Here is a 24,973-nt window from a genome sequence, read left to right on the forward strand (position 1 = left end):
GCGCGGTGGCAGGGCTTCCGATGCACGGTTCCATGAGGCACACGAGATGACGTCCAACACCATCAACCGCGACCTGGCACCCATCCTGCGGATCGATTTTCCGCCGACCGACAGGCTGGGTCGCGGCAAGATCGCGCTGCTCGAGCATATCCGCGAGACAGGCTCGATCTCCGCCGCCGGCCGTGCCATGGACATGTCCTACCGGCGCGCCTGGCTGCTGGTCGACGCGCTGAACCGGATGTTCGATGAGCCGGCGGTCGAACCCCAGCGCGGCGGCAAGCAGGGCGGCGGCGCCCAGTTGACCGCTTTCGGCGAAGAACTCGTGGCACGTTTCCGGGCGATGGAGGAACGGCTCGAAGACGCCCTTGACGACGATCTGGCCTGGCTCAATGCCCGTCGAGCGCCACCGTCTTGACGATGGCAAAGACCGACATGCCGGGGACGAGCCCGAGGCGGCGGACGGAAACCTCGGTGATCCGCGCCTGCAGCAGATCGTCACCGCAGCGCACGCCAATATCGGCTGCGCCATCGCCGGTCGCAGCGATCGTCACGATCCGGCCTTCGAGAATGTTGAGCGCGCTGATGCCCTGCGGCCGAACCGTCGCCAGCAGCACTTCGCGCGCCGGAACATGCAGCCGGAGCCTCACTCCGGGGATGAGATCGATGCGCGGCAAGAGCAGCGTGTCACGCGAAAGCCGTATGGTCGAAAGCCCGGCCTCTACATCGACCGACTGGACGATCCCCGACAACACGCTGCCCGCTTCCCGGCCGGTGCTTTGCGAGACGCTGCCGAGCATGTCGGAGGCGCTACCCGCACCCTCGACACAGCCGTCGGCGAGCACAACGACACGGTCCGCCAGGCGCGCGACTTCCGGCACCGAATGGCTGACATAGAGGATCGGCAGGTCGAGCTCGTCGCGCAACCGCTCCAGATAGGGGAGGATTTCAGCCTTTCGCGCCTCATCCAGCGCCGACAGAGGCTCATCCATCAGAAGCAGCCGGGGTGAACCGAGAAGCGCCCGGCCGATCGCCACTCGCTGCTGCTCGCCGCCGGAGAGGTTGGCCGTTCGCCGCTCCAGCAGAGTTTCGAGCCCGAGCATCTCGAAGATCCGCAAAGGCTCCTGCGAACGTTGCGCCTTCGGTGCCAGCCAGCGACCATAGAGGAGGTTCTGCCGAACCGTGAGGTGCGGGAACAGCCGCGGCTCCTGGAAGACGTAGCCGAAGCGCCGCTGGTGGCTGGGTGTGTGGATCTGCGCCGCGGTATCCAGCAGTACGTCGCCATCCAGGGTGATGCGGCCCTCGGTCGGTCGCACCAGCCCGCCGACAATCCGCAGCACGCTGGTCTTGCCCGAGCCGGAGCGTCCGAACAGCGCGGTCACGCCGCGCTCCGAAGTGAAGGAAACGTCGAGCTGGAAGTCGCCCTGGCGGTGCCGGATGTCGACGGTCAGCGTCATGCGGGCTGGATCCTTCGCCCGATGATGCGCGCCATCGCTTCCGAGGCCAGCAGCGCCGCCATCGAGATGACGATCGCGACGATGGTCAGGCGCAAGGCGCCGGCATCGCCGCCCGGCACCTGGGTAAAGGTGTAGATGGCGGCGGACAGGGTCTGCGTCTCGCCGGGGATGTTGGAGACGAAGGTGATCGTGGCGCCGAACTCACCCATCGCCTTGGCAAACGACAGGATCATGCCGGCGACCACGCCCGGCAGCATCAGCGGCAGGGTGATCGTCGCAAACACCATGATCGGCGAGGCACCGAGCGTTCCGGCCGCCTCCTCGAGCCTGGCGTCGATCGCCTCGATGGACAGCCGGATCGACCGCACGAGCAGCGGGAAACCCATGACTGCGCAGGCGAGCGCAGCGCCGGTCCAGCGGAACGACAGGACGATGCCGAAATGGTCGGCGAGAAACGCTCCGATCGGCCCACGCCGGCCGAACAGGATGAGCAGGACATAACCGGTCACCACCGGCGGCAGGATCAGCGGCAGATGCACGAGGCCGTTGAGGATCGACTTGCCCCAGAAGCGGCCCCGCGCCAGGGCATAGGCGATGACGACGCCGAATGGCAGGCTGCACAGCATGGCGACGACGGAGACCAGGAGGCTCAGCCGGATCGCATCCCATTCCTCAGCGCTGAGAGACAGCCAGCTCATTCCACCTCGTTACGCGCATTGTACGGCCGACTGCCGCAAGATCCGCCAGTTGTGCGGTAAACCTACTTCAGAACCGTAAAGCCCTGCTTGGTGAAGAACGGCGTTGCCCGATCGGACTTCAGGAAATCCAGGTAGGCTTGGGCCGAGGCATTCTTGGAGTCCGCCAGCAAGGCAGCCGGATAGATGATGGGCGGATGCGTCTCCTGCGGGAAGGTACCGACGACGGCCACCCCTGCTTCGGCGACCGCATCGGTCTGGTAGACGATCCCGTAGGGCGCCTCGCCACGCGACACCAGCGCCAGTGCCGAGCGAACGTTTTCCGCCCCTGCCACCTTGTCCTCCACGCTCTCCCAGATGCCGAGCATCTGCAGCGCCGCCTTGCCGTATTTGCCGGCCGGAACGCTGTCCACCGAACCCATGGCCAGCCGGCCACCGGCGAGCAGGCCGGCAAGGTCGAAGCCGGGCCTGATGTCGACCGGCTTTGCGCAATCCTCGGGCGCGACGAGAACCAGCCGGTTGCCGAGAATATTGCTGCGGGTCTCGGTGCGGATGAGGTTCTTGCCCGCCAGATAATCCATCCAGTCGAGATCGGCGGAGATGAAGATATCGGCCGGGGCGCCCGCCTCGATCTGCTTGGCGAGTGCCGAGCTTGAAGCATAGGAGACGGTGACGGGCGTCCCCGTCTCGGCCCGATAGGCTGCATTCGCGGCATCGAGCGCCGTTTTCAGGCTGGCGGCGGCAAACACCGTCACCTTGCCGGCGTCCTGCGCCGCAGCGGGCAGCGGAGTCATGCACCCTGCAGCAAGCAGCGCCGCCAGAGTTTGCTGGAAGCGGCGGCGGGTCTGGGACATGGAAGCTCCACGGTTCGAGCGCGATATATGGTTGAATATATCGACATCATGGCTTTTGACTAGCGTTGTATCCCGGGAAATATAGCCGTGCCGAAAGGCACCTTCGTTACCCTGCTTCGCCCGAGGCGGACTTGACGCAGAGGCCGGGACATCCACCTATTCCGGCATGGGTCGGGCGCGGACTGCGCCGGACCCTGCCCGAGCGCGAGGAGGCGACGATGACGGATGATCCTTCCGAACCCGAAAATACCAAGCTGACCACCACCAAGCGCAAATGGGCCGCCGAAGGCCGCTTCCTCACCGGCCGCATCTCGCGCCCCGAGACCGATCGCCTGCCGCCCGGCCAGCATCTCGTCAAGAATTGGCCGGTGCTCGATCTTGGGCAGCAGCCGCAGATCTCCGAGATGCAGTGGCGACTGGATGTGCGTGGCGAGGTCGACGACGCGGTGACGCTGAACTGGCAGCAGTTCCTCGCTTTGCCGCAGGCAAAGACCATGTCCGACATCCACTGCGTGACGACCTGGTCGCGCTACGACAACACCTGGGCGGGTGTGATGGTCCGCGACCTGCTTGATCTGGTTCACCCGAAGCCGGAAGCGGATGCGGTCATGCTGACCAGTTTCGACGGCTACACCACCAATCTGCTGCTGTCGGATTTCGCCGCCGAAGATGCGATCCTCGCCACGCACTGGGAGGGTCAGCCGATCACCCGCGAGCATGGCGGCCCGATGCGCCTCGTGCTGCCGCATCTGTACCTCTGGAAGAGCGCCAAATGGCTGACGCGCATCGAGTTTACCCGCCAGGACGGGCCGGGCTTCTGGGAAAAGAACGGCTACCACATGCGCGGCGACCCGTGGTCAGAGCAGCGCTACTCGGAAGACTGACCTTCTTGCTAGGCCGAAGTCTGCGTCTGCGCGAGCCGGATGGCCCGGTGATCGAGCGTGCCGGGCAGGCGTTCGGGATCCATGCGCGGCCCGACGAGCGACAACTGGCTGCGTGACAGAAAGAAACCGATCGCAAGGCTTGCAAGCAGCGGCACGAGATTGTGCGCCGGACAAAGACCCGGACCGGCACTGAACGGCACCAGCCCCTGCAGCGGCAAGCTGTCGCCGGAGAGCCAGATGTCCGGGTTCATCCGGTCGGCGTCGGTGAACCGCGCCCGATCCCGGTGGAAGAACGGCGTGAAGATCAGGATGCCGGTCCCCTTCTCCAGCCGCGTTCCACCCCATGCAACATCCGTTGTCGCCTCGCGCAGGATGGCCGGCGTCGTTGGCCAGAGGCGCAGCGATTCGAGAAAGCAGCGGCGGGTGAAAGGCCGGTCCCCGTGACCGGCGGCGGCCTCGGCGCGGGCTTGCGAGGCGATATGCGGATGCAGCGCCAGGAGCGCAAGCGTGCGGAAGGTCGCCATGCCTGCAGGGTCGAAGGCGAACAGCCACTGGGTGATCTGGCTTGCCGGCTCGATCGCTTCGTCGCGCGGCATGCGGGCGGCAAGCGATCCCGGATCCGCATTCGCCTGGTATGTGCCGATCCGCCGCAGGAGCTCTTCCCGCAAAGCCCTGTTCTGCCGCAGGAAATAGGCCCAGTTCGCCCGGCCGCGCACACGGTCGAGGAGCGCCGTGAACGCCTCGTCGTTTCGCGCCGCGTCGCCCAGTACCAGCCGCCGGACGATGCGGAACCAGGCAGTCGAGAAATCCTCCCAGCCCCACTCGCTGCCCGGCATATGCCCTGCCACCGCGCCGAACTCCGCCTCGACCAGCGCCGTGCACCGTGCCGCCAACGGATGCACGCGCTCGGCCGTCGCCAGCGCCGCCTCGTGCAGCGGCCGAAGCTGCGCCCGCCGCGGCGCGCCGGAAATCAGCACATTGCCCGGCTCCAGATGGTTCAGCGCCGCCCGTTTCTCGCGCGTCGCGGTCGCGAAGGGATCCGGCGAGCGCTGCAGCACGTGGTCGACATCCGCCGGATCGAGCAGCACCAGATGCGGCCGGACTGGAAGATTGAGCAGGACCGCGCGTCCGCCATGTGCATCGCGCAACCGCTGCAGCGTCGCGATCGCACGGCTGTCGAGACCGAAGCGGGCGGCACTGTGTTCCATCGATGGCCGGCGGATGATCACCCCTTTGGCGAAGGTCGGCCCGATGACGCGGGTCAGAACCTGCAGGGTCTCGGCAAGGCTGGCTTTGGTGAAATCTTGCGGCATGCGGCTTCCCTTCGAGACGGACCCGGCATCCGCCAAAGCTGCGCGAACAATGGAATGAGCCTGATGTTCCGGAAGCCCGTCCACCGCCGCCAGCCCAAACGAAAGCAGCCGGCGCTGGGGGCGCCGGCTGCTTCATTAATTTTGGCAAAGGAGGTCAGGCTTCCGGAAAGATCGGATCCCTGACGAAGTTGCCGCCCTGGTAGACCGCAAGCGGTGCGGTGGGATCCGGCCGGCCAAGCGTCGCATCGAGCTCGGCGCGGTAGCTCTCGGCATTGTCCTGCGGCTTCCAGCCCAGATAGGCTGCGTGCGAATTGTCCCACCACCGGCTATCGTTGTTGGAAATGCCCCAGACGATCGGGCAGCCGAGCATCGGCGCGCGGAACACCGCCTCGATCAGCAGCTTGAAGTCATTGTAGGACATCCAGGTCGACAGCATGCGTTGGTTGCTCGGCTTTTCCATGCAGCTGCCGATGCGCACCAGCGCTGTCTCCTGGCCGAACTTCTCGAAATACATCCGGGCGATCGCCTCGCCAAAACACTTGGAGACGCCGTAAAGGCCGTCCGGACGCATCGGCGCGGTGGTGTCGATGTGCTGGTCCTGGCGATAGAAGCCGACCGTGTGGTTGGAGCTGGCAAACAGTATGCGCGGGTGGCCGTTCGCCCGCGCCGCCTCGTAGAGGTTGTACATCCCCAGCAGGTTGGCGTTGAGGATCTTGGAGAACTTGTCCTCCACTGAAATGCCGCCCAGGTGCAGGATGGCGTCGCAGCCCGACACCAGCCGATGGACAGCCTCCGCATCGCCAAGGTCGCACTGGACGAGCTCCTCATGCGGCGCAGCCGTACCGAGGTCGCTGATGTCGGAAAGGCGCAACGTCTCGGCCAGCGGCGCCAGGCGGGCGCGCATGGCCCGCCCAAGTGCCCCGGCAGCACCGGTGATCAGCAGTCTTTTCACGCAAATTCCTCCTCGGATGGCGGTGTGGGAGCGCCAACTTGTCTCCCAGACAGGATGATTTATCATACATGTTGGCAGACGAGCGTCAACACGCTAGAGCTAGTACGATTGAGACACCTTGTTCTTCCGGCAGGGTCCGAACACGAAGGAAACGACATGAGCGTCGCCACCCGGGGCAGGCCTCACCAGGGCTCAGGTACGCTGGCATCGCGCCTGAGCGAGGCCTTGCGCCAGTCGATTGCCGGCGGGCAGTACCCGCCCGGCAGCAAGTTGCCGAGCGAGGCACAGCTGGGAGAGGCGCACGGCGTGAGCCGGACCGTTGTTCGGGAAGCGATTGCGGCGCTGCGCTCCGACCGACTGGTTGAGGCCCGGCAGGGCGCCGGCGTCTTCGTGCTGGATCTTCCGTCAGGCACGACCGGAGCCGGCCTTTCGATCGAGAACGTCGATCACGCCCGCGTTTCCTCGGTTATCGAGTTCCTCGAGCTCCGAACTGCCGTCGAGGTGGAGGCGGCCGGTCTTGCGGCTCTGCGCCGTTCACCGGCTCAGGAAGAGGTGATCATCGACTGTCACTATGCGGTCCAGGCGTGTCTGGAGGCCGGCCGACCGAGCAGCGAGGCCGATTTCTCGCTGCACCTGGCGATCGCCGAAGCCACCAACAATCCGCGCTTCCGGGACTTCCTGTCGATGATCGGCAAGAGCGTCATTCCGCGCGCCGCCCTGCGCAACGAGGAAAGCGAGGAAGACCAGGCGGCCTATATTCGCCTGCTGACGGAGGAGCACGATGCCATCGTCAGCGCCATCTCGACCGGCGACGAGGACACGGCGCGGGAAGCCATGCGCCGGCACCTGCGCGGCAGCCAATCGCGCTATCGGGCGCTGCTGCGTGGCCAACGGCAATTTGTAAGATAACTAATTGACACTTGTATGGTGAATATATACGACAACCAACGGAGGCTACAACCAGAGAGGAAATCCAAGAATGACGCCACAAGAGATCAAGGCGGCGCTCGGCGCTGGCCTTCTGTCCTTTCCGGTGACGCACTTCGATGCGGAAGGACAGTTTCAGCCGGAGAGCTACCGCCGCCATGTCGAGTGGCTTTCGGGATTTGACGCACCGGTCCTCTTCGCCGCCGGCGGTACCGGCGAATTCTTCTCTCTCTCGCCCGACGAGATCCCCGGGATCATCGCTGCCGCCAAGGAAGCGGCCGGCGATACGGCGATTGTTTCGGGCTGCGGCTTCGGCAGCCATGTCGGTGTCGAGCTGGCGAAATCGGTCGAGAAGGCCGGCGCCGACGGGATCCTGCTCCTGCCCCACTACCTGATCGACGCGCCGCAGGAAGGCCTTTACAACCACGTCAAGAAGATCTGCCAGTCCGTCGGCATCGGCGTCATGGTCTACAACCGCGACAACTCCATCCTGTCCGTCGATACGTTGAAGCGCTTGTGTGACGAGTGCCCCAACCTCGTCGGCTTCAAGGATGGCACGGGCGATATCGGCCTCGTTCGCCAGGTTACCGCCACCATGGGCGACCGGCTGACCTATCTCGGCGGCATGCCGACGGCGGAACTGTTTGCCGAAGCCTATCTCGGCGCCGGCTTCACAACCTATTCATCCGCCGTCTTCAACTTCGTGCCGGGTCTCGCGGTCGAGTTCTACAAGGCGCTGCGCGCCGGCGAGCGCGAGCACTGCGAGAAGATCCTGCGCGACTTCTTCTATCCGTTCATGGCCATCCGCAACCGCCGCAAGGGCTATGCCGTCGCCGCCATTAAGGCCGGCGTGCGCCTGCAGGGCTTCGACGCCGGCAAGGTGCGTGCGCCGCTCGACGACCTGACACGAGAAGAGGAAGGCATGCTGCTCGATCTCATCGGTCCCTGGAAGCGGAGCTGATGGTGTGCCGATGAAGATCGCCGCGGTCCGCACCCACCTTCTTGAGCACAAGCTCGACGTTGCCTTCGAAAGCGCTTCCATGCGCTTCGATCGCCGCGCCCACGTGCTGGTCGAGATCGAGTGCGACGACGGCACGATCGGCTGGGGCGAATGCCTCGGCCCGGCGCGCCCGAATGCCGCGGTGGTGGCGGCCTATGCCGGCTGGCTGGTCGGCGAGGATCCGCTGCAGAACGAGAAGATCTGGGCGAGGCTCTACAATGCACTGCGCGACCAGGGGCAGCGCGGCCTGACGATCACCGCTCTGTCGGGCATCGACATGGCTCTCTGGGACATCAAGGGCAAGCGCTTCGGTGTGCCGGTCTCCGTGCTGCTCGGCGGACGTTTCCGCGAGAGCGTCCGGGCCTATGCCACCGGCAGCTTCAAGCGGGATGGCGTCGATCGGGTGGAAGACAATGCGACCGACGTCGCGCGCTACTGGACCGAAGGTTTCCACGCCACCAAGATCAAGATCGGCTTCGGCGTCGAGGAGGATCTGCGGGTCGTACGCGCCGCCCGTGAGGCGGTTGGTCCCGACATGCGCATCATGGTCGATGCCAATCACGGCTATGATGCCGTCGAAGCGATCCGTTTCGGTCAGGCGGCCGCCGAACTCGATATCGACTGGTTCGAGGAACCAGTCGTGCCGGAACAACTCGCCGCCTATCGCGAAGTACGCGCCCGCCAGCCGATCCCTGTCGCCGGCGGCGAAACCTGGCATACCCGCTGGGGCATGCGCGAGCCGGTCGAAACGCGCTGCGTCGACATCCTGCAGCCCGATCTCGCCGGCGTCGGCGGCTTCACCGAGGCAAAGCGTGTCGCCGATCTGGCAGCGCTGCATGGCATCCGCGTCGTTCCGCATGTGTGGGGGACGGCAGTGCATATCGCCGCCGCCCTGCAGTTCATGGCGGCCATGGTGCCGAGCCCGGTCCGGGTCAACCCGATCGAACCGATCCTCGAGTTCGACCGGACCCACAATCCTTTCCGGCAGGCAATCGTCAAGACGCCGATCGACCACGTCGACGGCGTGGTGGCGATCCCGGACGGCCCCGGCCTCGGTATCGAGATCGACCGCGCCGCACTCGCCGAATATCGCATGGGAGACGCATGATGCTGGTTCGCACCCTGTCCGGAGAAAAGCCCCTGATCACGCTGCCGGAGGGGAGCGTCGACACCCAGATGCACATGTACCTGCCGGGCTTTCCGTCGCTTCCCGGCGGCCCGGGCCTGCCGGCCGGCGACCTGCCGACGCCGCAGCAGTACCGCCAGTTCATGCAGTGGCTGGGCATCGACCGCGTCATCATCACCCAGGGCAATGCCCAGCAGCGTGACAACCGCAACCTGGTCGCCTGCCTCAAGGAGATGGGCGATGTCGCACGCGGCGTGGCTGCCGTCGGCGCGGATGTCTCGGATGCCGAACTCGACGCACTTGGAGAAGCGGGCGTGGTCGGGCTCAGGATCATGGACCTTCCGGGCGGCGCGACCGACCTGTCGGCGTTGGAGGCTCTCGACGCCAAGGCTGCGGCACGCGGATGGATGCTCGCCGTGCAGTTCGACGGCAGCAAGATCCTCGATCACGAGGCGCGCCTTGCCGCGCTGAAATCACGGTGGGTGTTCGACCACCACGGCAAGTTCTTCAGCGGCGTGACGCCGGAGAGCCCTCAGATCGCGGCCACCCGGCGGCTGATCGACGGCGGCCGGTGCTGGTTCAAGTTCGCCGGCGTCTACGAATCATCGAAGAGCGGCGGTCCCGGTTACGAGGATGTCGCCGCAGTGGCCCGCCTGCTTGCCGCCCATGCGCCGGAGCGCATCGTCTGGGGCACGAACTGGCCGCACAACCTGGCGCGCGAGCAGAACGACTACCCCGACGACCGGGCGCTCACCGACACCGTTCTTGGCTGGATCGCCGATGATGACGGCCGCCGCAAGGCGCTGGTCGACAATCCCGAGACCCTGTTCGGCCTGCCGAAATGGCGGGCAGGAGACGCATGACCGTACGCCAGGGCGGGAGACCCTGGCACAACGAAAGTGGAGGACGAACATGAAACTGACGAAACTTCTCGGGCTGGCCCTTGGCCTTGCCATGAGCACGACACTGGCCCAGGCCCAGGAAATCAGCCTGCGCTCGGCCGACATCCATCCGGACGGCTATCCGACCGTCGAGGCGGTCAAGTACATGGGCCAGCTGCTGTCGGAGCGGTCCAACGGCCGCATCAATGTCCAGGTGATGAACAATTCGGTGCTCGGCAGCGAAAAGGACACCATCGAGCAGACCCGGTTCGGCGTTATCGACCTTAACCGCGTCAACGCCGCACCCTTCAACAACCTGGTGAAGGAAACCGTCGTTCTCGGCATGCCCTTCCTGTTCCGCTCGACCGACCATATGCACAAGACGGTCGACGGCCCGATCGGCGACGAGATCCTTGCCGCATTCGAACCGCACGGCCTGATCGGCCTCGCCTACTACGATTCCGGCGCCCGCTCCTTCTACACCACCAAGAAGCCGATCGAGAAGCTGGCCGACCTCAAGGGCATGAAGATCCGCGTCCAGCAGTCGGACCTGTGGATCGCCATGATGCAGGCCTTCGGCGCCAACCCGACGCCGATGCCGATGGGCGAAGTCTATTCGTCGCTCGAGACCGGTGTCGTCGACGGGGCTGAGAATAACTGGCCGTCCTACGAGTCCGCGCGCCACTACGAAGTGGCCAAGAACTACACGCTGACGGAACACTCGCTGAACCCGGAAATCCTGGTGATGTCGAAGATGAGCTGGGACAAGCTGACCCCAGACGACCAGAAACTGGTTCGCCAGGCCGCCAAGGATTCGGTCGCCAAGATGCGCGAACTGTGGACTGCGCGTGAAAAGGCCTCCGAGGAGAAGGTTCGGGCCGGTGGCGTCAACGTCATCAAGGTCGACAAGGCGGAATTCTCGGCCGCGATGAAGCCGGTCTACGACAAGTTCGTCACCGACGCCAAGCTGAAGGACCTCCTCGAGCGCATCCAGGCCGTCCAGTAACATCACTGCCGAAAGGGCCGGTTCGCGAAAGCGGAACGGCCCTTTCTCTGTACATGCGCATGTTTCAGAAAGCGCAGGAGGACTAGGGGAAATGAGAAACTTCATGCGGACGATAAGGCCGGCACTCGCCGTGCTGAGCCGCCTAATGCTCTACATCGCCGGTATCGGAATCGTTGCCATGACCTTGATCGTCGGCTGGCAGGTCTTTGGCCGCTACGTGCTGAATGACTCGCCCAGCTGGTCAGAGCCACTATCGCTCTATCTGATGTCCTGGTTCATCATGCTCGGCGCCGCTGTCGGCGTTCGCGAAAGCGTCCATCTCGGGCTCGATATCGTCCGCTACGTGATGCCGCCGGCGATCCAGAAGGGCATGGACCTCATCAGCCTCGGCCTCATCATCCTCTTCGGCATCGGCATGGCCTACTACTCGACGCTGCTCGCCATGGGCACCTGGACCGCCAGCATTCCGGTTCTCGGCTGGCCGGGCGGCACCGACTTCTTCCCGATGATCTTCGGCGGCGTGATGATCGCGGTCTTTGCTGCCGAACGGTTCGCAGATGTCGCGATCGGCGAGGAAATCGCCGCCGACGTCCTCGTGCAGGAGGCTGCGTAATGGCCTACACAATTCTCTTCGCCTCGTTCACCCTCCTGATGCTGATCGGCATGCCGATCGCCTTCTGCCTGGGCATCGCATCCTTTGCGACGGTCCTCTACATCGGCCTGCCGCCGATCGTCGTCTTCCAGCAGCTGAATTCCGGCATGAACGTGTTTGCCATGATGGCGATCCCGTTCTTCATCTTCGCCGGCGACCTGATGGTGCGCGGCGGCATCGCCCACCGCCTGATCCGCTTTGCGGCCGGACTTGTCGGCCATCTGCGGGGCGGCCTCGGTCAGGTCAACGTCGTCGCGTCCACGCTGTTCGGCGGCATTTCCGGATCGGCAGTTGCCGATGCGTCCGCCGTCGGCGGATTGATGATCCCGCAAATGGCTGCCCGCGGCTACGACCGGGATTATGCGGTGAACGTCACGGCCAACGCCGCGATCATCGCGCTGATGATCCCGCCGTCGCACAATATGATCCTCTACTCGATCGCCGCCGGCGGCAACGTCTCGGTTGCCGACCTCTTCACCGCCGGCATCATCCCCGGCCTGCTGCTGGCTGGCGCCCTGATGTTCACCGCCTGGTGGGTTGCGGTGAAGCGCGGCTATCCGGCCGACGTGTTCCCAGGCTTTGCCCGCGTCGGTTATTACTTTCTGGCCTCGATGCCGGGGATCCTGCTGATCGCCATCATCTTCGGCGGCGTCCGCTCCGGCGTATTCACGGCAACCGAAAGCTCCTGTATTGCCGTCATCTATGCTCTTCTCGTCGCCATGCTGGTGTATCGAGAACTGAACTGGGACGGCTTCGTCGAGGCAGTGATGGGCGCCGTGCGCACCACGGCAATGGTCCTGCTGGTCATCGGCACTGCCGCCTCGTTCGGCTGGCTGATGGCCTTCCTCCAGGTTCAGACGCTGATCATTGCCGCCATCTCGGCGATCTCGGACAATCCGATCATCGTTCTCCTGATGATCAACGTCATCCTGCTGGTGCTGGGCACCTTCATGGACATGGCACCGATGGTCATCATCTCGACACCCATCCTGCTTCCCGTCGTGAAAGCCTTCGGCATCGACCCGGTACACTTCGGAGTCATCATGATCCTCAATGCCGGCATCGGGTTGAACACGCCGCCGGTTGGAACGGTGCTGTTCGTCAGTTGCGCGGTGGGCGGCATCACCATCCGCGAGGCGATGCGAACGATCTGGCCGTTCTTCGGTGCCAGCGTCGCCGTACTGCTGCTCGTCACCTACATCCCGGCGCTCTCGCTGTGGCTGCCGAGCCTGTTCCGCTGATCCAGCGGGCCGTATCTGGACAAGCGAAGGGCCGGCGGATCACTCCGCCGGCCCTTCGCTTTCCCGTCATTTCAGCTGCGGCTACCAGCTTTTGCTCAGCTTGAACAAGACAGTGCGCGCCTCGCCATAGCCGCAGGTGGTGGCGCCGCCGCATCCCCTGACGTATTCCTTGTCGAACACGTTGGCGACGTTGATCGAGCCCTCCCAGCCATCCTTCTTGTAGCGGATGGCCGCATCGAACACGGTCGCGTCCGGCACCTTCAGCGTATTTTCGCGGTTGGCCCAGCTTTCGCCCTGGTAGCGGACGCCGGCACCGATGCTCAGCCCTTCGAGAGCCGGCACCGGGACGCTGTAGTCGAGCCAAAGGGCGGCCTGGACGTCGGGCACGATGTACGGGCTCTTGCCGACATAGGCCGGCACGATGTCTTCCTTCACCTCGAGGTCCGTATAGGTGAAGCTGCCGAGCAGCTTCCAGTCGTCGTTCAGGTTGACCTTGGCTTCCAGTTCGACGCCGCGCGATTCCACCTCGCCGATCTGGCTGGAGAGGAACGTACCCGGATCGGTGACCACGACGTTCTTCTTGGTGAGGTGGAAGAGCGAGGCCGTGAACAGGCCGTCGACGAAGGTCGGCTCGTATTTGAGGCCGGCCTCGTACTGTACGCCCTCTTCCGGCTTGTTGTCGGGCGTAGCGGAGACGGCGATGACCGGGTTGAAGAAGCTCGCGACGCTGACATAAGGCGTCAGGCCGTTGTCGAATTCGTAGGCGAGGCCGGCGCGACCCGTCCAGGCGCTCTTCGAATAGTCATAGGTAAAGTCCTGCGTCGGCGACCAGAAGGTCGGACCGTTGCGGGTGGACGTTTCCACATGGTCATAGCGGCCGTTGAGGGTCACCAGCCAGCCGTCGCCGAAGCGGAGCTGGTCCTGCGCGTAAAGCCCGATCTGCTTCTGGGTGATCGTCTGGTTGCTGTAGGAGTTGTTGGCCGACTGCGCAGCACCATAGATGGGGTTCGAGGCGCTGATCGGCGTTGCCGACGTCGAGGCCTGGTAGTTGGAAAGCTCGTAGTACTTGTAATCGAGGCCGAACAGCAGCGCATGCTGCAGCGGGCCGGTGTCGACCTCGCCTTCCAGGCGATTGTCGATGAGGAATGTGTTGACCTTCGACGTCTGGTCGAAGCCGAGCCGGTTGAGCTGGAAATCCGACGTCGCAGGCGACGATACCGAACCGAGCGTCGGGCTGTACCAGCCATAGAGGTAGGGGGCGTTCTCGTACTTGTAGAGATGCGCGTAGCGGGCGTTCTGCGAGACTTTCCAGCCGCTGTCGAATTCGTGTTCGACCTCGTAGCCGACCATCTCCTGATTGGAGACGCCGGTATCGATCCCCGGCTCGCCATAGAAGGCATCGCGCGCGATCCTGCCGAAGCCGGGAGCATCAACCACCGTTCCCACATAGGGAAAGAAGCCGCCGCCGCCATGCAACTGGTCCAGGCCCGAAAACGATCCCCAGAGCGTCACCTTCGTTGCCTCATCCGGCGCGATCGTCAGCTGCGGCATGATGAAGCCGCGAAAATCGTTCGAGAAGTCCGAATAGTTGTCGCCGCCGGCGATCTTGCCGGTCAGCCGGTAGGTCATTGTCTCGCTGGATCCGACGGCGTCCGACAGGTCGAAGCCGAAGAAGGCGTTGCCGTTCGTGTTGATGCCGGCTTCGGTGTAGGTCAGCGGCTCGTCGGTCGGTCGCTTGCGCACCAGGTTGACGATGCCGCCGGCGTTTGCGCCGCCATAGAGAACCGAAGCCGGTCCCTTCAGCACCTCGACGCGCTCCAGCATGAACGGGTCGAGCTGGAAGCCGCCAAAGCCGTAGCCGTAGAGGTTCAGCCCGTCGTAGAAGACGCCGGTCTGGGTGGCGTCGAAGCCCCGAATGTAGACCCAGTCCGTGTCGGCATCCGTGCCGAACGGTTCGGCCGAGACCCCTGCCGTGTAGCGCAGGGCTTCGTCGATCTTGTTTGTCACGCCCCGGTCGTCGAGTTCTTCGCGGCCGACGACCGAGACCGATTGCGGGATGTCCTTGAGATCAGCACCGGTCTTGGCACCGGCCGTCGTCTGGCGGGGAACGTAGCCCTGAACCGGACCCGTGCCGCCGGCCTGGCCCTTCTGCCCCTGGATGAGGACCGGATCCAGCTGGATAGCATCCTGCGCCAGCGCCGGAGAACCGGCCACCAGGGCCGCCACGGCAATACCGGCTGCCATTCCCGACTTTCGCGCGCCCATCGTCTTCGTCTGCATGTTGATCTGCCCCTGATGCGCCGACGCTACCCCTCGCGGCTTCATAAGATGAGTGATTAGTTCATATTATCCGGCAGCGCTTGTCGAATGCCGACGACTTTTGCACCATCTTGGGCAATGACCGAGGCGTCGCCCTGTTGGAAGAACTTGCGGATCAGGTGTGGACTTTTCGCCACCGTGCCGGGGTCGTGCCGACATACTGCCGGAAAACCCGGGTGAAATGCGCCTGGTCGGCAAACCCGGTGTCGGCGGCCACCAGATGCAGCGGCTGGTCGCTTTCGAGGAGGAAGGCTTTTGCCCGCCGCAGCCGCTCCTTCATCTGCCACTGATGCGGCGCGACGCCCGTTGATGCCTTGAACGAGTGGCTGAACTGCGAGGCCGAGAGCCCGGTCAGCCGCGCCAGTTCGTCCAGCCGCACGGTCCGCTGGCAATGCGCCTCGAGAAAATCGGTGGCACGCCGCAGCTGCCAGGAGGCAAGCGCCGTGCGCTTTCGCTGTTCCGGCTTTTGCAGACCAAGCACACTGACGATGAGCGACAGCGCCAGGCCGTCCCCGTAGAGATCGTGCAGCGGCGTTGGATTGGTGCACTCGGCAGCGATCAGCCGGGCAAGCGCCATGGCCCGCTCGTCGAAGAACAGCAGCTTCGGATCCTCCAGCCGGCGCGGATCGAGATCATCCAGCAGTCGCTGGCAGATGACGTCGGCGTCGAAGTGGATGTCGAGATGGCTGACCGACTGGATGCCGTTGATGTCGACCCACAGGTCCATGCCGGCGGGCACGAAGGAGATCGGGCTGAGATCGGCGCTCTGCACCTGGCCCTTTTCCTGTGCCTTTCGCTTGACGACCTGCCGCCCGACGCCCTGCATGCCGAGGAGGATGAACAGCCGCGGATCCGATGCCGTATAGTGTCCGCCGGCATAGGCGGCGCATTCGACGTTCCAGACGTCGGCGACCATGCCGTTCCAGTAACGGCGGCTGAAACCGTTGCCTACCGAGAAGCCCTCGATGGTGTTGCGCATGCGCGGTTGGAAGTTCATGGCCGGCGGACCAAAAGTTGACGATCTTTGTCCAGTATCAGGAACGTCATGCCGATGCAATTTGCTCGGAACGACGATCCAGCCGCGTTAGGCGAGGTCCTTGAACAGCACACTCTGGTCTGTCAGGTAGCGGGCGAAGATCGGTAGGCTCGCACCGCCGATGGCGCGCGCCTGGGCGCCGACGGCGCCCTCGATGATGTCGGGAATGAGGACGCCCTGCAGGTCGAGCTTGGAAACGGCGGCGATCGTCGCCTCGACGATCCGCTTGCGCACCCAGGCAGGAAAGCCGCCATCGATCACCGCGGCGCCAAAATCAATGACAGAAGCCGCCGCCACCACCGCCTGCGCCAGTGCCTCGGCGGTATCGCGGATCCATCTTTCCATCGGCTCGCCGAAGTCGATCCACTCGTCTGCCGAATACCAGAGAGGCTGTGGATCGATGCCCTGTTCCAGCAGCAGTTTCTCGAGCACGAAGATCGAGGCAATGTCGAGCAGCTGGCGGTTCTCGCCTTGCTTGCCGCGAACCGGCAGCGGCCCGAGCGCCCCGGCCGTTCCGGTGCGGCCGGAGAATACTGCCGAATTGAGGACGATGCCGCCGCCGATGAAGGAGCCGATGAAGAAATACACGAAGTCGGGATAGGACGAGCCGACGCCAAACACGAGTTCTGCACCGCAGGCGCTAGTCGCATCGTTCTGCAGGTAGACCGGATGGCGGATCCGTGACGACATTTCGGCGTGCAGATCGACGCCGCGCCACTCATCCATGGCGCCCGGGGGAGCGCCAACCTCCTCGGCCCAGCTCCACAGCTCGAAGGGCGCTGCAATGCCGACACCGGCGATCCGCGACCGCTGGCCCTCGTCCATCAACGCCTCGAGACGGGTCATGCCCGAGAGGATGATGTCGATGATTTCCGCCGGCTTGGGATAGGCATAGGTCTGGCGCACCTGGCGCTGGATGTTGCCGGCAAAATCCATCAGCACCACGTCGGCGCTGCGCCTGCCGATCTTGACGCCGAAGGAATAGACGGCCTCCGGATTGAGCCGCATCGGCACGGATGGCTGGCCCACCCGGCCGCGCACCGGCTCGCCGCGTAGCAGGAGACTGTCGCGCTCGAGCGCCCGCATGATCACCGAGACGGTCTGGGCCGACAGACCGCTGAGGCGGGTGATGTCGGCCTTCGACAGCGAACCGTGCAGCCGGACGAGCGACAGCACGAGCCGCTCGTTATAGGCTCGGACGCGTACCTGGTTGGAGCCGCCTGCCAGTCCGGCAATCGGCATCACAGGCGCAACGGGTCTTTGAACTTCGCCTCCGGACATGGTCACCCCTCCTCAGGTGCCAGGTTCTGCAACTGGCCAAAACTAGAGCCGGCCGATTAATAATTCAACCGGAATTAATAATTGACAGCCTTGCCTGTTTCGCACTTAATGGCAGCGCGGGGCATCGGCGGCTTGGAGGAGGCGTCCGGTCATCATCGAACGCTCGGTGCCCGAAACGTCCGAAAGTGGACATGCACGATCTGGGAGGAGCCTCATGAAAAATTCCGTTCTCACCGCAGCCTTCGCCGCGCTTGCGCTTGGCGTCGTCTTCGCTGCGCCGGCATCGGCAGCCGATGTGTCTGCCTGCCTCATCACCAAGACCGACACCAACCCGTTCTTCGTCAAGATGAAGGAAGGCGCCACGGCCAAGGCCAAGGAACTCGGCGTCACGCTGAAATCCTACGCCGGCAAGATCGACGGCGATTCCGAAAGTCAGGTGGCGGCCATCGAAACCTGCATCGCCGATGGCGCCAAGGGCATCCTGCTGACCGCTTCCGACACCAAGGGCATCGTCCCGGTTGTCCAGGAAGCCCGCAAGGCCGGCCTGCTGGTGATCGCCCTCGACACGCCGCTTGATCCGGTGGACGCCGCCGACTCCACCTTCGCCACCGACAACCTGCTTGCCGGCAAGCTGATCGGTCAGTGGGCCGCGGCAACGCTCGGCGACAAGGCGAAGGACGCCAAGGTGGCCTTCCTCGACCTCACCCCGTCGCAGCCTTCCGTCGATATCCTGCGCGACCAGGGCTTCATGATCGGTTTCGGCATCGACCCGAAGGATCCGAACCGGATCGGCGACGAGAACGATCCGCGCATCGTCGGCCACGACATCACCAACGGCAACGAAGAGGGCGGCCGAACGGCGATGGAAAACCTTCTGCAGAAGGATCCGACCATCAACGTCGTGCACACCATCAACGAGCCTGCCGCAGCCGGCGCCTATGAAGCGCTGAAGGCGGTCGGCAAGGAGAAGGACGTGCTCCTCGTCTCCATCGACGGCGGTTGCCCGGGCATCAAGAACGTCCAGGAAGGCATCATCGGCGCCACCTCGCAGCAGTATCCGCTGCTGATGGCATCGCTCGGCATCGAGGCGATCAAGAAGTTCGCCGACAGCGGCGAAAAGCCGAAGCCGACCGAAGGCAAGAACTTCTTCGACACCGGCGTCTCGCTGGTGACCGACAAGCCTGCCAACGGCGTGCCCTCGATCGACACCAAGGAAGGCACGGCCAAGTGCTGGGGTTGATCGCCTGATAGGCTCGCACATCAGCCGGAGGGCGGTTCATCCGCCCTCCCAACCGGCTGCCGGCGCCGATGCGCCAGCCTGAAGATGCCGCAGGAGACTGCGTTCAATGCCGATGACGCGAGGAAATCGTCCTCCCGTCGGCCCTCATTTCCTCGCAAGAGGCACTAGGGAGGAAAAACGATGAGCGAGCCAGAAGCCGCCAGCAAATCACATCTTGAATACGAAAAGGTCCTATCGGGAAGCGCGACCCACGTTGCGCAGTTCGACACGCACGACAAGACGCCGCTGCAGCGGTTCCAGCATTTCCTGCATTCGAGCCCGGCCGCCGTGCCGCTGATCGTGCTGGTGCTGTCGCTCGCGGTGTTCGGCTCCATTCTCGGGACGAAGTTCTTTTCCGCCTTTTCGCTGACCCTGATCCTGCAGCAGGTGGCGATCACCGGCATCATCGGTGCGGCGCAATCGCTGATCATCCTGACGGCCGGCATCGACCTGTCGGTCGGCGCCATCATGGTGCTGTCGTCGGTGGTCATGGGCCAGTTCGCGATCCACTATGGCATCCCGACGCCGCTGGCGATCGTCGCCGGCTTTGCCGTCGGCGCGCTCTGCGGCTTCATCAATGGTGTGCTGGTCGCCCGGATGAAGCTGCCGCCGTTCATCGTCACGCTCGGCATGTGGCAGATCGTGCTCGCCTCGAACTTCCTCTACTCGGCCAACGAAACCATCCGCGCCCAGGATCTCGAGGCGAATGCCCGCCTCCTGCAGTTCTTCGGCCAGAACGTTCGCCTCGGCGGCGCGGTCCTCACCTATGGCGTCATCGCCATGATCCTGCTGGTCGCCCTCTTATGGTACGTCCTCAACCATACCGCCTGGGGCCGCCATCTCTATGCGGTCGGCGACGATCCGGAAGCCGCCGAACTGGCGGGTGTCAACGTCAAGCGGATGCTGATTTCGGTCTACACGCTGTCGGGCCTCATCTGTGCGCTGGGCGGCTGGGCGCTCATCGGCCGCATCGGCTCGGTTTCCCCGACGGCCGGCCAGTTCGCCAATATCGAATCCATCACCGCCGTGGTGATCGGCGGACTGTCGCTGTTCGGCGGTCGCGGATCCATTCTCGGCATGCTGTTCGGGGCGCTGATCGTCGGCGTCTTCGCGCTTGGGCTTCGCCTCATCGGCACCGACCCGCAATGGACCTATCTCATGATCGGCGTGCTCATCATCGGCGCCGTCGCCATCGATCAGTGGATCAGAAAGGTAGCAGGCTAATGGTACAGGAACCCATTCTGGCAGCCCGCGGCCTCGTCAAGCGCTATGGCCGGGTCACCGCTCTCGACCGGGCTGATTTCGATCTCTACCCCGGCGAGATCCTGGCCGTCATCGGCGACAATGGCGCCGGCAAGTCGTCGCTGATCAAGGCGATCTCGGGCGCCGTGCATCCCGACGAGGGCGAGATCACGCTCGAAGGCAAGCCGATCAACTTCCGCTCGCCGATCGAGGCGCGCAAGGCCGGCATCGAAACCGTCTACCAGAACCTGGCGCTGTCGCCGGCACTCTCCATCGCCGACAACATGTTCCTCGGCCGCGAGATCCGCAAACCCGGCATCATGGGCAGCGTCTTCCGCTCCCTCGACCGGCCGGCCATGGAAAAATTTGCCCGCCAGAAGCTCAGCGACCTCGGCCTGATGACGATCCAGAACATCAACCAGGCAGTCGAAACACTCTCCGGCGGCCAGCGGCAGGGCGTTGCCGTCGCCCGCGCCGCCGCCTTCGGGTCGAAGGTCATCATCCTCGACGAGCCGACGGCAGCGCTTGGCGTCAAGGAAAGCCGCCGCGTGCTGGAACTGATCCTCGACGTCCGCTCGCGCGGCATCCCGATCGTCCTGATCTCGCACAACATGCCGCATGTCTTTGAGGTCGCGGACCGCATCCACATCCACCGGCTCGGCCGGCGACTGACGGTGATCAACCCGAAGGACTACACGATGTCGGATGCGGTTGCCTTCATGACCGGGGCCAAGGTTCCCGAACCGCTGGCCGCCTGACATCTCCACTATCTCTGAAGCCGCGCGGATCTGCTTCGCGCGGCTTTTCCATCCGAAGCCGAGCTCCGGCCGTCACGCCAGTCGAACCTGTCTGCTGCTCTGCACCACTGCAGAGCATGCCCGCGCCTTCGACGATTGTTGAAAGAAGCGCTTCCGATTCGGGCAGAATCGGTTCTTTATGCTGTTTCCCATTTACGACGTGCAGACCTCACCTCGATAGTTCTTATCCCCGGCCCGCCGCCGGGTGCTCATCACATTGGAATGACCATCGTGACATCCGACCCCTCAAGTGGAACCAGACAGGTCTCCGCTTCGCTCGCCCATGTTAAAGCCGCCGGTTGGGGGAAGGGCCTGTCGATCCTCACACGCATCACCGTGATGGCCTTCCGCCACCCCTGGCAATCCGGCGCGGCAATCGGTGCGACGTTCATCGCCTCGGGTTTCCAGCTGATGATCCCGCAACTGCTCGGGCGCGCCGTGGACCAGGCGCAGGGCATCATGGCGGGAGGCGATGCGGCATCCGTGGCGCAGGACGCACTCCTGTGGACGGCGATCCTGCTGCTGGCGGCAAGCGTCATGCGCGGCCTGTTCACCATGGTGCAGAACTACTACGGCGAAGCGGTGGGCCACCACATCGGCTACGAACTGCGCCTTGCCTGCTACGAAAAGATCCAGCGCCTCTCCTTCAGCTTCCATGACACGATCCATTCCGGCGACCTGATCACCATCGGCCTTCTCGATCTCGAAGGCGTGCGCATGTACTTCTCGACGGCGCTGGTGCGGATGATCTTCCTGTCGGTGCTGATCGGGCTCGGTGCCTACCTGCTGCTGTCGACCGATATCGTGCTCGGCCTGCTGGCGCTGAGCTTCGTGCCGTTCGTCGGCTGGCGGTCGTCGGTCACCCAGCTGCGTCTGCGCGCCACCTGGCTCGACCTGCAGGAGCGCCTGCAGGTTTTGACGCGGGTGATGGAGGAAAACCTCGGCGGCATCCGGGTCGTGCGCGCCTTCTCGGCGCAGGAGCACGAACTCGACAAATTCGACGCCGCCTCACGCGACGCGCTGACGCTGGCCCATCAGCGCGTCGGCATCCGCGTTGCCAATACCAGCGCCATGACGCTGTCCTTCTTCGCCGCCATGGGCCTCGTCCTCTGGGTCGGCGGCGGAAAGGTGACGACCGGTGAAATCACCGTCGGCACGCTGGCCTCGTTCCTCACCTTCATGACCATACTGCAGATGCCGGTGCGCCAGCTCGGCCTGATGGTCAACGCGTTTGCCCGCGCCTCCACCTGCGGTGCACGGTTGTTCGGGCTTCTGGACATGGATATCGCCGTCAAGGACGACCCGAAGGCTCCGGCCCTGAAGCTGACGGACGGTACGCTTCGCTTCGAGAATGTCGGCTTTGCGTATCCGGCTGCGCCCGACAATGCGGTGCTTGCCGGGATCTCGTTTGAAGCCCGTCGCGGCGAGACCATCGGCATCGTCGGACCGCCCGGCAGCGGCAAGTCGACGATCGCCAACCTCATCCCGCGCTTCTATGACGTCACGGCCGGCCGCATCACCATCGACGGCCAGGATATCCGCGACGTGCGCCTGCAGTCGCTGCGCCGCTCCGTGGTGGTGGTGCAGCAGGATTCCTTTCTGTTCACGACGACGATCGAAAACAACATCGCCTACGGCGATCCGTGGGCGCGGGAAGCGCAGATCGCCCGCGCCAGCGAAAGTGCACAGCTTCACAACTACGTCCTCGGGCTGCCGGCAAGCTATGAAACGGTCGTCGGCGAACGCGGCGTGTCGCTGTCCGGCGGCCAGAAGCAGCGCCTGTCGATTGCCCGCGCGGTGATGCTGAAGCCGGCGGTGATGGTGTTTGATGATTCGACGGCCGCCATCGATGCGGCGACCGAGCAGCGCATCCAGAGCGCGATGCGCCGCTACGCCGCCGATCGGGTGACGATCATCGTTGCGCATCGCCTGAGTTCGCTGATGCATGCCGACCGGATCCTGTTCGTCGAGGACGGCCGGATCGTCGAGCAGGGTTCGCACCAGGAGCTGCTCCGCCAAGGCGGCCGCTACAGGGCGCTCTACGACCTGCAGATCCGTCCCGGCGACGACGTGCTGGCTGGCTGAGAAAGGACGATCCCATGGCAGAAGAGTTCGAAACCGAGCGCTCCGACGTCCGTGACGACGGTCGCCGTCCGCCGCGGGCCGTGGTCGGCTCGCACCGCATCGAAGAAGAAATCTTCGGCAAGGTCTTCGACAAGAAGATCATCCGCCGCATCTGGGCCTTCGTGCGCCCCTACCGACGACAGGTGGTGCTGGCAGTGATCGCCGTTCTCGCCTTCACCGCCATGCAGCTCGCCATCCCGCTGATCATCCGATACGCGATCGACCACGGCATGCAGACGGGCGGCAGCCAGAGCGCGCTGCTGGATGCGATGATCGCGTTTGCCATCGCCATCTGCATAAACTTCGTCGCCAGCTACGCGCAGGAAACGCTTGTCGGCAACGTGGCGGAGGACGTGCTCTTCGACATCCGCCGCGCGATGTTTTCGCATCTGCAGCGCGTTTCGCTGTCGTTCATGGACAAGACCGAGGTCGGCCGGCTGATGTCTCGCCTGCAGGGCGACGTCAACTCGATGCAGGAATTTCTCGAAACCTCGGTGCTTTCGGTCGGCGATATCACGCTGCTGATCGGCATCGTCGTCGTCATGCTCTACCTGGATTTCGGCCTCGGCCTGCTGACGCTGTCGGCCCTGCCGGTGCTGTTTATCGTCCGGATCTTCTGGCTGCCGCGCGCGCGCCAGTCGTTCATGGCGGCGCACGAGACCAATTCGGTGGCCAGCGGCGCATTGGCGGAAGCCATCCATGGCGTCCGCGCCGTGCAGGGCATGGACCGCCAGTCGGTCAACTTCACCCTGTTCGACGACAAGGCGCGTGCCAACCTCCTCACGCATCTGCGGGCCGCCCGTTTTGCCCAGGTCATGGTGCCGATCGTCGACACGCTGACCGGCGTCGCCATGGCGCTGGTCATCGTCGTCGGTGGTGCGCGCGTGCTTGGTCAGGCGCTGGACGTCGGCGTGATGGTGGCCTTCCTGTTCTACATCCAGCGGTTCTTCGACCCGATCCGTTCGCTGACCCTGCAGTATTCGGTCATGCAGCGCGCCATGGCTTCGGGCCAGCGGCTGACGGAAGTGCTCGACGTGCGCGTCGACATCGAGGACAAGCCGGATGCAACGGCACTGTCGCCGCAGATGGACGGATCCGTGGAATTCCGCGACGTGGTGTTCGGCTACAATCCGAAGCACCCGGTGCTGAAGAATGTCAGCTTCAAGGTCAATCCGGGAGAAACGGTGGCGCTCGTCGGGCCGACGGGTTCCGGCAAGTCCAGCTGCATGTCGCTGATCCATCGTTTCTATGAGGTGCAGCAGGGCGCTGTGCTCGTCGGCGGCCATGACGTGCGCGACCTGACGCAGGAATCGCTCGGCCGGCAGATCGCCATGGTGCTGCAGGAACCCTTTCTGTTCACCGGCAGCGTCCTCGAAAACATCCGCTATCACCGCACCGATGCGACGCGCGAGCAGGTGATCGAAGCAGCCAAGGCGGTCGGAGCGCATGATTTCATCCTGCGCATGCCGGAGGGCTACGACAGCATGCTTGGTCAGCGAGGGGGGAACCTGTCGCTCGGTCAGCGTCAGCTGATCAGCTTCGCCCGGGCGCTGGTCGCAGACGCCAAGATCCTGGTTCTCGACGAGGCGACGGCCAACATCGACAGCTACACGGAAATGCTGATCCAGAAGGCGCTGGTCAAACTGCTGGAAGGCCGAACCGGCCTCGTCATCGCCCACCGGCTCGCAACCATCCGGGAGGCCGACCGCATCATCGTCCTGCAGAACGGCGAACTGATCGAAAGCGGCAACCACGCCGAACTGATGCGCAACGGCAAGCTTTACGCGCGGCTCTACAATCTCAACTACTCCTCATTCGACGACATCCCGGGAGAAATCGTCGAGGACGCGGCAGCGCCTTCCTCTGCCACCTGACCCGGCGAGGGCAGTCGATGCGGAACCATGACTGTT

22 protein-coding genes are annotated in these 24,973 nt (G+C 64.3%); 14 read left to right on the forward strand and 8 right to left on the reverse strand.

All coding sequences use genetic code 11. The annotated features are described in order from the left end of the window. The first annotated feature begins 46 nt into the window (after positions 1 to 46). Positions 47 to 415 (forward strand): winged helix-turn-helix domain-containing protein, encoded by a 369-nt coding sequence (locus ACR65N_RS19555; RefSeq protein WP_440458351.1) that lies wholly within the window; start codon positions 47 to 49, stop codon positions 413 to 415. Here ACR65N_RS19555 and modC read toward each other — a convergent pair. The 3 genes from modC to modA all read right to left on the reverse strand — a co-directional run bounded on the left by modC (position 387) and on the right by modA (position 3,003). After that, positions 387 to 1,454: a molybdenum ABC transporter ATP-binding protein gene (gene modC, locus ACR65N_RS19560; RefSeq protein WP_440458352.1), complete on the reverse strand. Its 1,068-nt coding sequence runs from the start codon at positions 1,452 to 1,454 to the stop codon at positions 387 to 389. The genes ACR65N_RS19555 and modC overlap by 29 nt on opposite strands. Continuing rightward, positions 1,451 to 2,152 carry a molybdate ABC transporter permease subunit gene (modB, locus tag ACR65N_RS19565; protein ID WP_440458353.1) on the reverse strand — a complete coding sequence of 234 codons (702 nt, stop codon included), beginning with the start codon at positions 2,150 to 2,152 and terminating at the stop codon, positions 1,451 to 1,453. Before modB ends, modC begins: the two co-directional genes overlap by 4 nt. 62 nt (positions 2,153 to 2,214) lie before the next feature. Continuing rightward, positions 2,215 to 3,003, reverse strand: a complete 789-nt coding sequence (modA, locus tag ACR65N_RS19570) for a molybdate ABC transporter substrate-binding protein (protein WP_440458354.1) — start codon at positions 3,001 to 3,003, stop codon at positions 2,215 to 2,217. Positions 3,004 to 3,221: 218 nt separating this feature from the next. Between modA and ACR65N_RS19575 the strand changes: the two genes are divergently transcribed. Then, a complete protein-coding gene (locus ACR65N_RS19575) occupies positions 3,222 to 3,887 on the forward strand; it encodes a sulfite oxidase-like oxidoreductase (protein WP_440458355.1) in 666 nt (221 codons plus the stop codon). Between the two features lie 8 nt (positions 3,888 to 3,895). On the opposite strand, the gene ACR65N_RS19580 is transcribed toward ACR65N_RS19575, so the two are convergent. Next, positions 3,896 to 5,200 (reverse strand): cytochrome P450, encoded by a 1,305-nt coding sequence (locus ACR65N_RS19580; RefSeq protein ID WP_440458356.1) that lies wholly within the window; start codon positions 5,198 to 5,200, stop codon positions 3,896 to 3,898. Between the two features lie 154 nt (positions 5,201 to 5,354). After that, positions 5,355 to 6,152, reverse strand: a complete 798-nt coding sequence (locus ACR65N_RS19585; protein ID WP_440458357.1) for an NAD-dependent epimerase/dehydratase family protein — start codon at positions 6,150 to 6,152, stop codon at positions 5,355 to 5,357. Between the two features lie 156 nt (positions 6,153 to 6,308). On the opposite strand from ACR65N_RS19585, the gene ACR65N_RS19590 reads away from it, so the two are divergent. The 7 genes from ACR65N_RS19590 to ACR65N_RS19620 all read left to right on the forward strand — a co-directional run bounded on the left by ACR65N_RS19590 (position 6,309) and on the right by ACR65N_RS19620 (position 12,985). After that, complete coding sequence (locus ACR65N_RS19590; RefSeq protein WP_440458358.1) at positions 6,309 to 7,061, forward strand: FadR/GntR family transcriptional regulator; 753 nt, start codon at positions 6,309 to 6,311, stop codon at positions 7,059 to 7,061. Between the two features lie 70 nt (positions 7,062 to 7,131). After that, entirely contained in the window at positions 7,132 to 8,040 is a 909-nt protein-coding gene (kdgD, locus tag ACR65N_RS19595; protein WP_430307721.1) for a 5-dehydro-4-deoxyglucarate dehydratase, read from the forward strand. A 10-nt stretch (positions 8,041 to 8,050) separates the two neighbouring features. Then, complete coding sequence (locus tag ACR65N_RS19600) at positions 8,051 to 9,187, forward strand: mandelate racemase/muconate lactonizing enzyme family protein (RefSeq protein WP_440458393.1); 1,137 nt, start codon at positions 8,051 to 8,053, stop codon at positions 9,185 to 9,187. Next, positions 9,187 to 10,068: an amidohydrolase family protein gene (locus ACR65N_RS19605; protein ID WP_440458394.1), complete on the forward strand. Its 882-nt coding sequence runs from the start codon at positions 9,187 to 9,189 to the stop codon at positions 10,066 to 10,068. The genes ACR65N_RS19600 and ACR65N_RS19605 overlap by 1 nt, the downstream gene beginning before the upstream one ends. A 49-nt stretch (positions 10,069 to 10,117) precedes the next feature. Then, the gene (locus tag ACR65N_RS19610; protein ID WP_440458359.1) at positions 10,118 to 11,092 is read left to right on the forward strand and encodes a TRAP transporter substrate-binding protein; all 975 of its coding nucleotides are present in this window, start codon (positions 10,118 to 10,120) and stop codon (positions 11,090 to 11,092) included. Between the two features lie 91 nt (positions 11,093 to 11,183). After that, a complete protein-coding gene (locus ACR65N_RS19615) occupies positions 11,184 to 11,705 on the forward strand; it encodes a TRAP transporter small permease (protein WP_430307724.1) in 522 nt (173 codons plus the stop codon). After that, positions 11,705 to 12,985 carry a TRAP transporter large permease gene (locus ACR65N_RS19620; protein WP_430307725.1) on the forward strand — a complete coding sequence of 427 codons (1,281 nt, stop codon included), beginning with the start codon at positions 11,705 to 11,707 and terminating at the stop codon, positions 12,983 to 12,985. The genes ACR65N_RS19615 and ACR65N_RS19620 overlap by 1 nt, the downstream gene beginning before the upstream one ends. An 81-nt stretch (positions 12,986 to 13,066) precedes the next feature. Here ACR65N_RS19620 and ACR65N_RS19625 read toward each other — a convergent pair whose 3' ends face one another. The 3 genes from ACR65N_RS19625 to ACR65N_RS19635 form a co-directional block, all read right to left on the reverse strand. Further along, the gene (locus tag ACR65N_RS19625) at positions 13,067 to 15,265 is read right to left on the reverse strand and encodes a TonB-dependent siderophore receptor (protein WP_440458360.1); all 2,199 of its coding nucleotides are present in this window, start codon (positions 15,263 to 15,265) and stop codon (positions 13,067 to 13,069) included. A gap of 154 nt (positions 15,266 to 15,419) precedes the next feature. Beyond that, positions 15,420 to 16,301 (reverse strand): helix-turn-helix domain-containing protein, encoded by an 882-nt coding sequence (locus ACR65N_RS19630; RefSeq protein ID WP_440458361.1) that lies wholly within the window; start codon positions 16,299 to 16,301, stop codon positions 15,420 to 15,422. Positions 16,302 to 16,388: 87 nt separating this feature from the next. Further along, on the reverse strand, positions 16,389 to 17,621 hold the full coding sequence (locus ACR65N_RS19635; protein ID WP_440458362.1) for an ROK family transcriptional regulator: 1,233 nt from the start codon (positions 17,619 to 17,621) through the stop codon (positions 16,389 to 16,391). A gap of 214 nt (positions 17,622 to 17,835) precedes the next feature. Here ACR65N_RS19635 and ACR65N_RS19640 point away from each other — a divergent pair, with 214 nt between their 5' ends. The 5 genes from ACR65N_RS19640 to ACR65N_RS19660 all read left to right on the forward strand — a co-directional run bounded on the left by ACR65N_RS19640 (position 17,836) and on the right by ACR65N_RS19660 (position 24,937). Continuing rightward, complete coding sequence (locus tag ACR65N_RS19640; protein ID WP_440458363.1) at positions 17,836 to 18,861, forward strand: sugar ABC transporter substrate-binding protein; 1,026 nt, start codon at positions 17,836 to 17,838, stop codon at positions 18,859 to 18,861. 180 nt (positions 18,862 to 19,041) lie between these two features. Further along, positions 19,042 to 20,124 (forward strand): ABC transporter permease, encoded by a 1,083-nt coding sequence (locus ACR65N_RS19645; protein ID WP_440458364.1) that lies wholly within the window; start codon positions 19,042 to 19,044, stop codon positions 20,122 to 20,124. Next, entirely contained in the window at positions 20,124 to 20,900 is a 777-nt protein-coding gene (locus tag ACR65N_RS19650; RefSeq protein WP_430307731.1) for an ATP-binding cassette domain-containing protein, read from the forward strand. The genes ACR65N_RS19645 and ACR65N_RS19650 overlap by 1 nt, the downstream gene beginning before the upstream one ends. Positions 20,901 to 21,161: 261 nt before the next feature. Next, positions 21,162 to 23,024 (forward strand): ABC transporter ATP-binding protein, encoded by a 1,863-nt coding sequence (locus ACR65N_RS19655; RefSeq protein WP_440458365.1) that lies wholly within the window; start codon positions 21,162 to 21,164, stop codon positions 23,022 to 23,024. A gap of 14 nt (positions 23,025 to 23,038) precedes the next feature. Further along, positions 23,039 to 24,937, forward strand: a complete 1,899-nt coding sequence (locus tag ACR65N_RS19660; protein ID WP_440458366.1) for an ABC transporter ATP-binding protein — start codon at positions 23,039 to 23,041, stop codon at positions 24,935 to 24,937. Positions 24,938 to 24,973 lie beyond the last annotated feature (36 nt).

The sequence above is a fragment of the Rhizobium sp. SAFR-030 genome (assembly GCF_059415005.1).

What these genes read in the sequence shown, in the direction of transcription:
- ACR65N_RS19555 (WP_440458351.1), top strand. Translation starts at nt 47, where the DNA reads ATGACGTCCAACACCATCAACCGCGACCTGGCACCCATCCTGCGGATC.
- modC (WP_440458352.1), bottom strand. Translation starts at nt 1,454, where the DNA reads ATGACGCTGACCGTCGACATCCGGCACCGCCAGGGCGACTTCCAGCTC.
- modB (WP_440458353.1), bottom strand. Translation starts at nt 2,152, where the DNA reads ATGAGCTGGCTGTCTCTCAGCGCTGAGGAATGGGATGCGATCCGGCTG.
- modA (WP_440458354.1), bottom strand. Translation starts at nt 3,003, where the DNA reads ATGTCCCAGACCCGCCGCCGCTTCCAGCAAACTCTGGCGGCGCTGCTT.
- ACR65N_RS19575 (WP_440458355.1), top strand. Translation starts at nt 3,222, where the DNA reads ATGACGGATGATCCTTCCGAACCCGAAAATACCAAGCTGACCACCACC.
- ACR65N_RS19580 (WP_440458356.1), bottom strand. Translation starts at nt 5,200, where the DNA reads ATGCCGCAAGATTTCACCAAAGCCAGCCTTGCCGAGACCCTGCAGGTT.
- ACR65N_RS19590 (WP_440458358.1), top strand. Translation starts at nt 6,309, where the DNA reads ATGAGCGTCGCCACCCGGGGCAGGCCTCACCAGGGCTCAGGTACGCTG.
- kdgD (WP_430307721.1), top strand. Translation starts at nt 7,132, where the DNA reads ATGACGCCACAAGAGATCAAGGCGGCGCTCGGCGCTGGCCTTCTGTCC.
- ACR65N_RS19600 (WP_440458393.1), top strand. Translation starts at nt 8,051, where the DNA reads ATGAAGATCGCCGCGGTCCGCACCCACCTTCTTGAGCACAAGCTCGAC.
- ACR65N_RS19605 (WP_440458394.1), top strand. Translation starts at nt 9,187, where the DNA reads ATGCTGGTTCGCACCCTGTCCGGAGAAAAGCCCCTGATCACGCTGCCG.
- ACR65N_RS19610 (WP_440458359.1), top strand. Translation starts at nt 10,118, where the DNA reads ATGAAACTGACGAAACTTCTCGGGCTGGCCCTTGGCCTTGCCATGAGC.
- ACR65N_RS19615 (WP_430307724.1), top strand. Translation starts at nt 11,184, where the DNA reads ATGAGAAACTTCATGCGGACGATAAGGCCGGCACTCGCCGTGCTGAGC.
- ACR65N_RS19620 (WP_430307725.1), top strand. Translation starts at nt 11,705, where the DNA reads ATGGCCTACACAATTCTCTTCGCCTCGTTCACCCTCCTGATGCTGATC.
- ACR65N_RS19625 (WP_440458360.1), bottom strand. Translation starts at nt 15,265, where the DNA reads ATGCAGACGAAGACGATGGGCGCGCGAAAGTCGGGAATGGCAGCCGGT.
- ACR65N_RS19630 (WP_440458361.1), bottom strand. Translation starts at nt 16,301, where the DNA reads ATGAACTTCCAACCGCGCATGCGCAACACCATCGAGGGCTTCTCGGTA.
- ACR65N_RS19635 (WP_440458362.1), bottom strand. Translation starts at nt 17,621, where the DNA reads ATGTCCGGAGGCGAAGTTCAAAGACCCGTTGCGCCTGTGATGCCGATT.
- ACR65N_RS19640 (WP_440458363.1), top strand. Translation starts at nt 17,836, where the DNA reads ATGAAAAATTCCGTTCTCACCGCAGCCTTCGCCGCGCTTGCGCTTGGC.
- ACR65N_RS19645 (WP_440458364.1), top strand. Translation starts at nt 19,042, where the DNA reads ATGAGCGAGCCAGAAGCCGCCAGCAAATCACATCTTGAATACGAAAAG.
- ACR65N_RS19650 (WP_430307731.1), top strand. Translation starts at nt 20,124, where the DNA reads ATGGTACAGGAACCCATTCTGGCAGCCCGCGGCCTCGTCAAGCGCTAT.
- ACR65N_RS19655 (WP_440458365.1), top strand. Translation starts at nt 21,162, where the DNA reads ATGACCATCGTGACATCCGACCCCTCAAGTGGAACCAGACAGGTCTCC.
- ACR65N_RS19660 (WP_440458366.1), top strand. Translation starts at nt 23,039, where the DNA reads ATGGCAGAAGAGTTCGAAACCGAGCGCTCCGACGTCCGTGACGACGGT.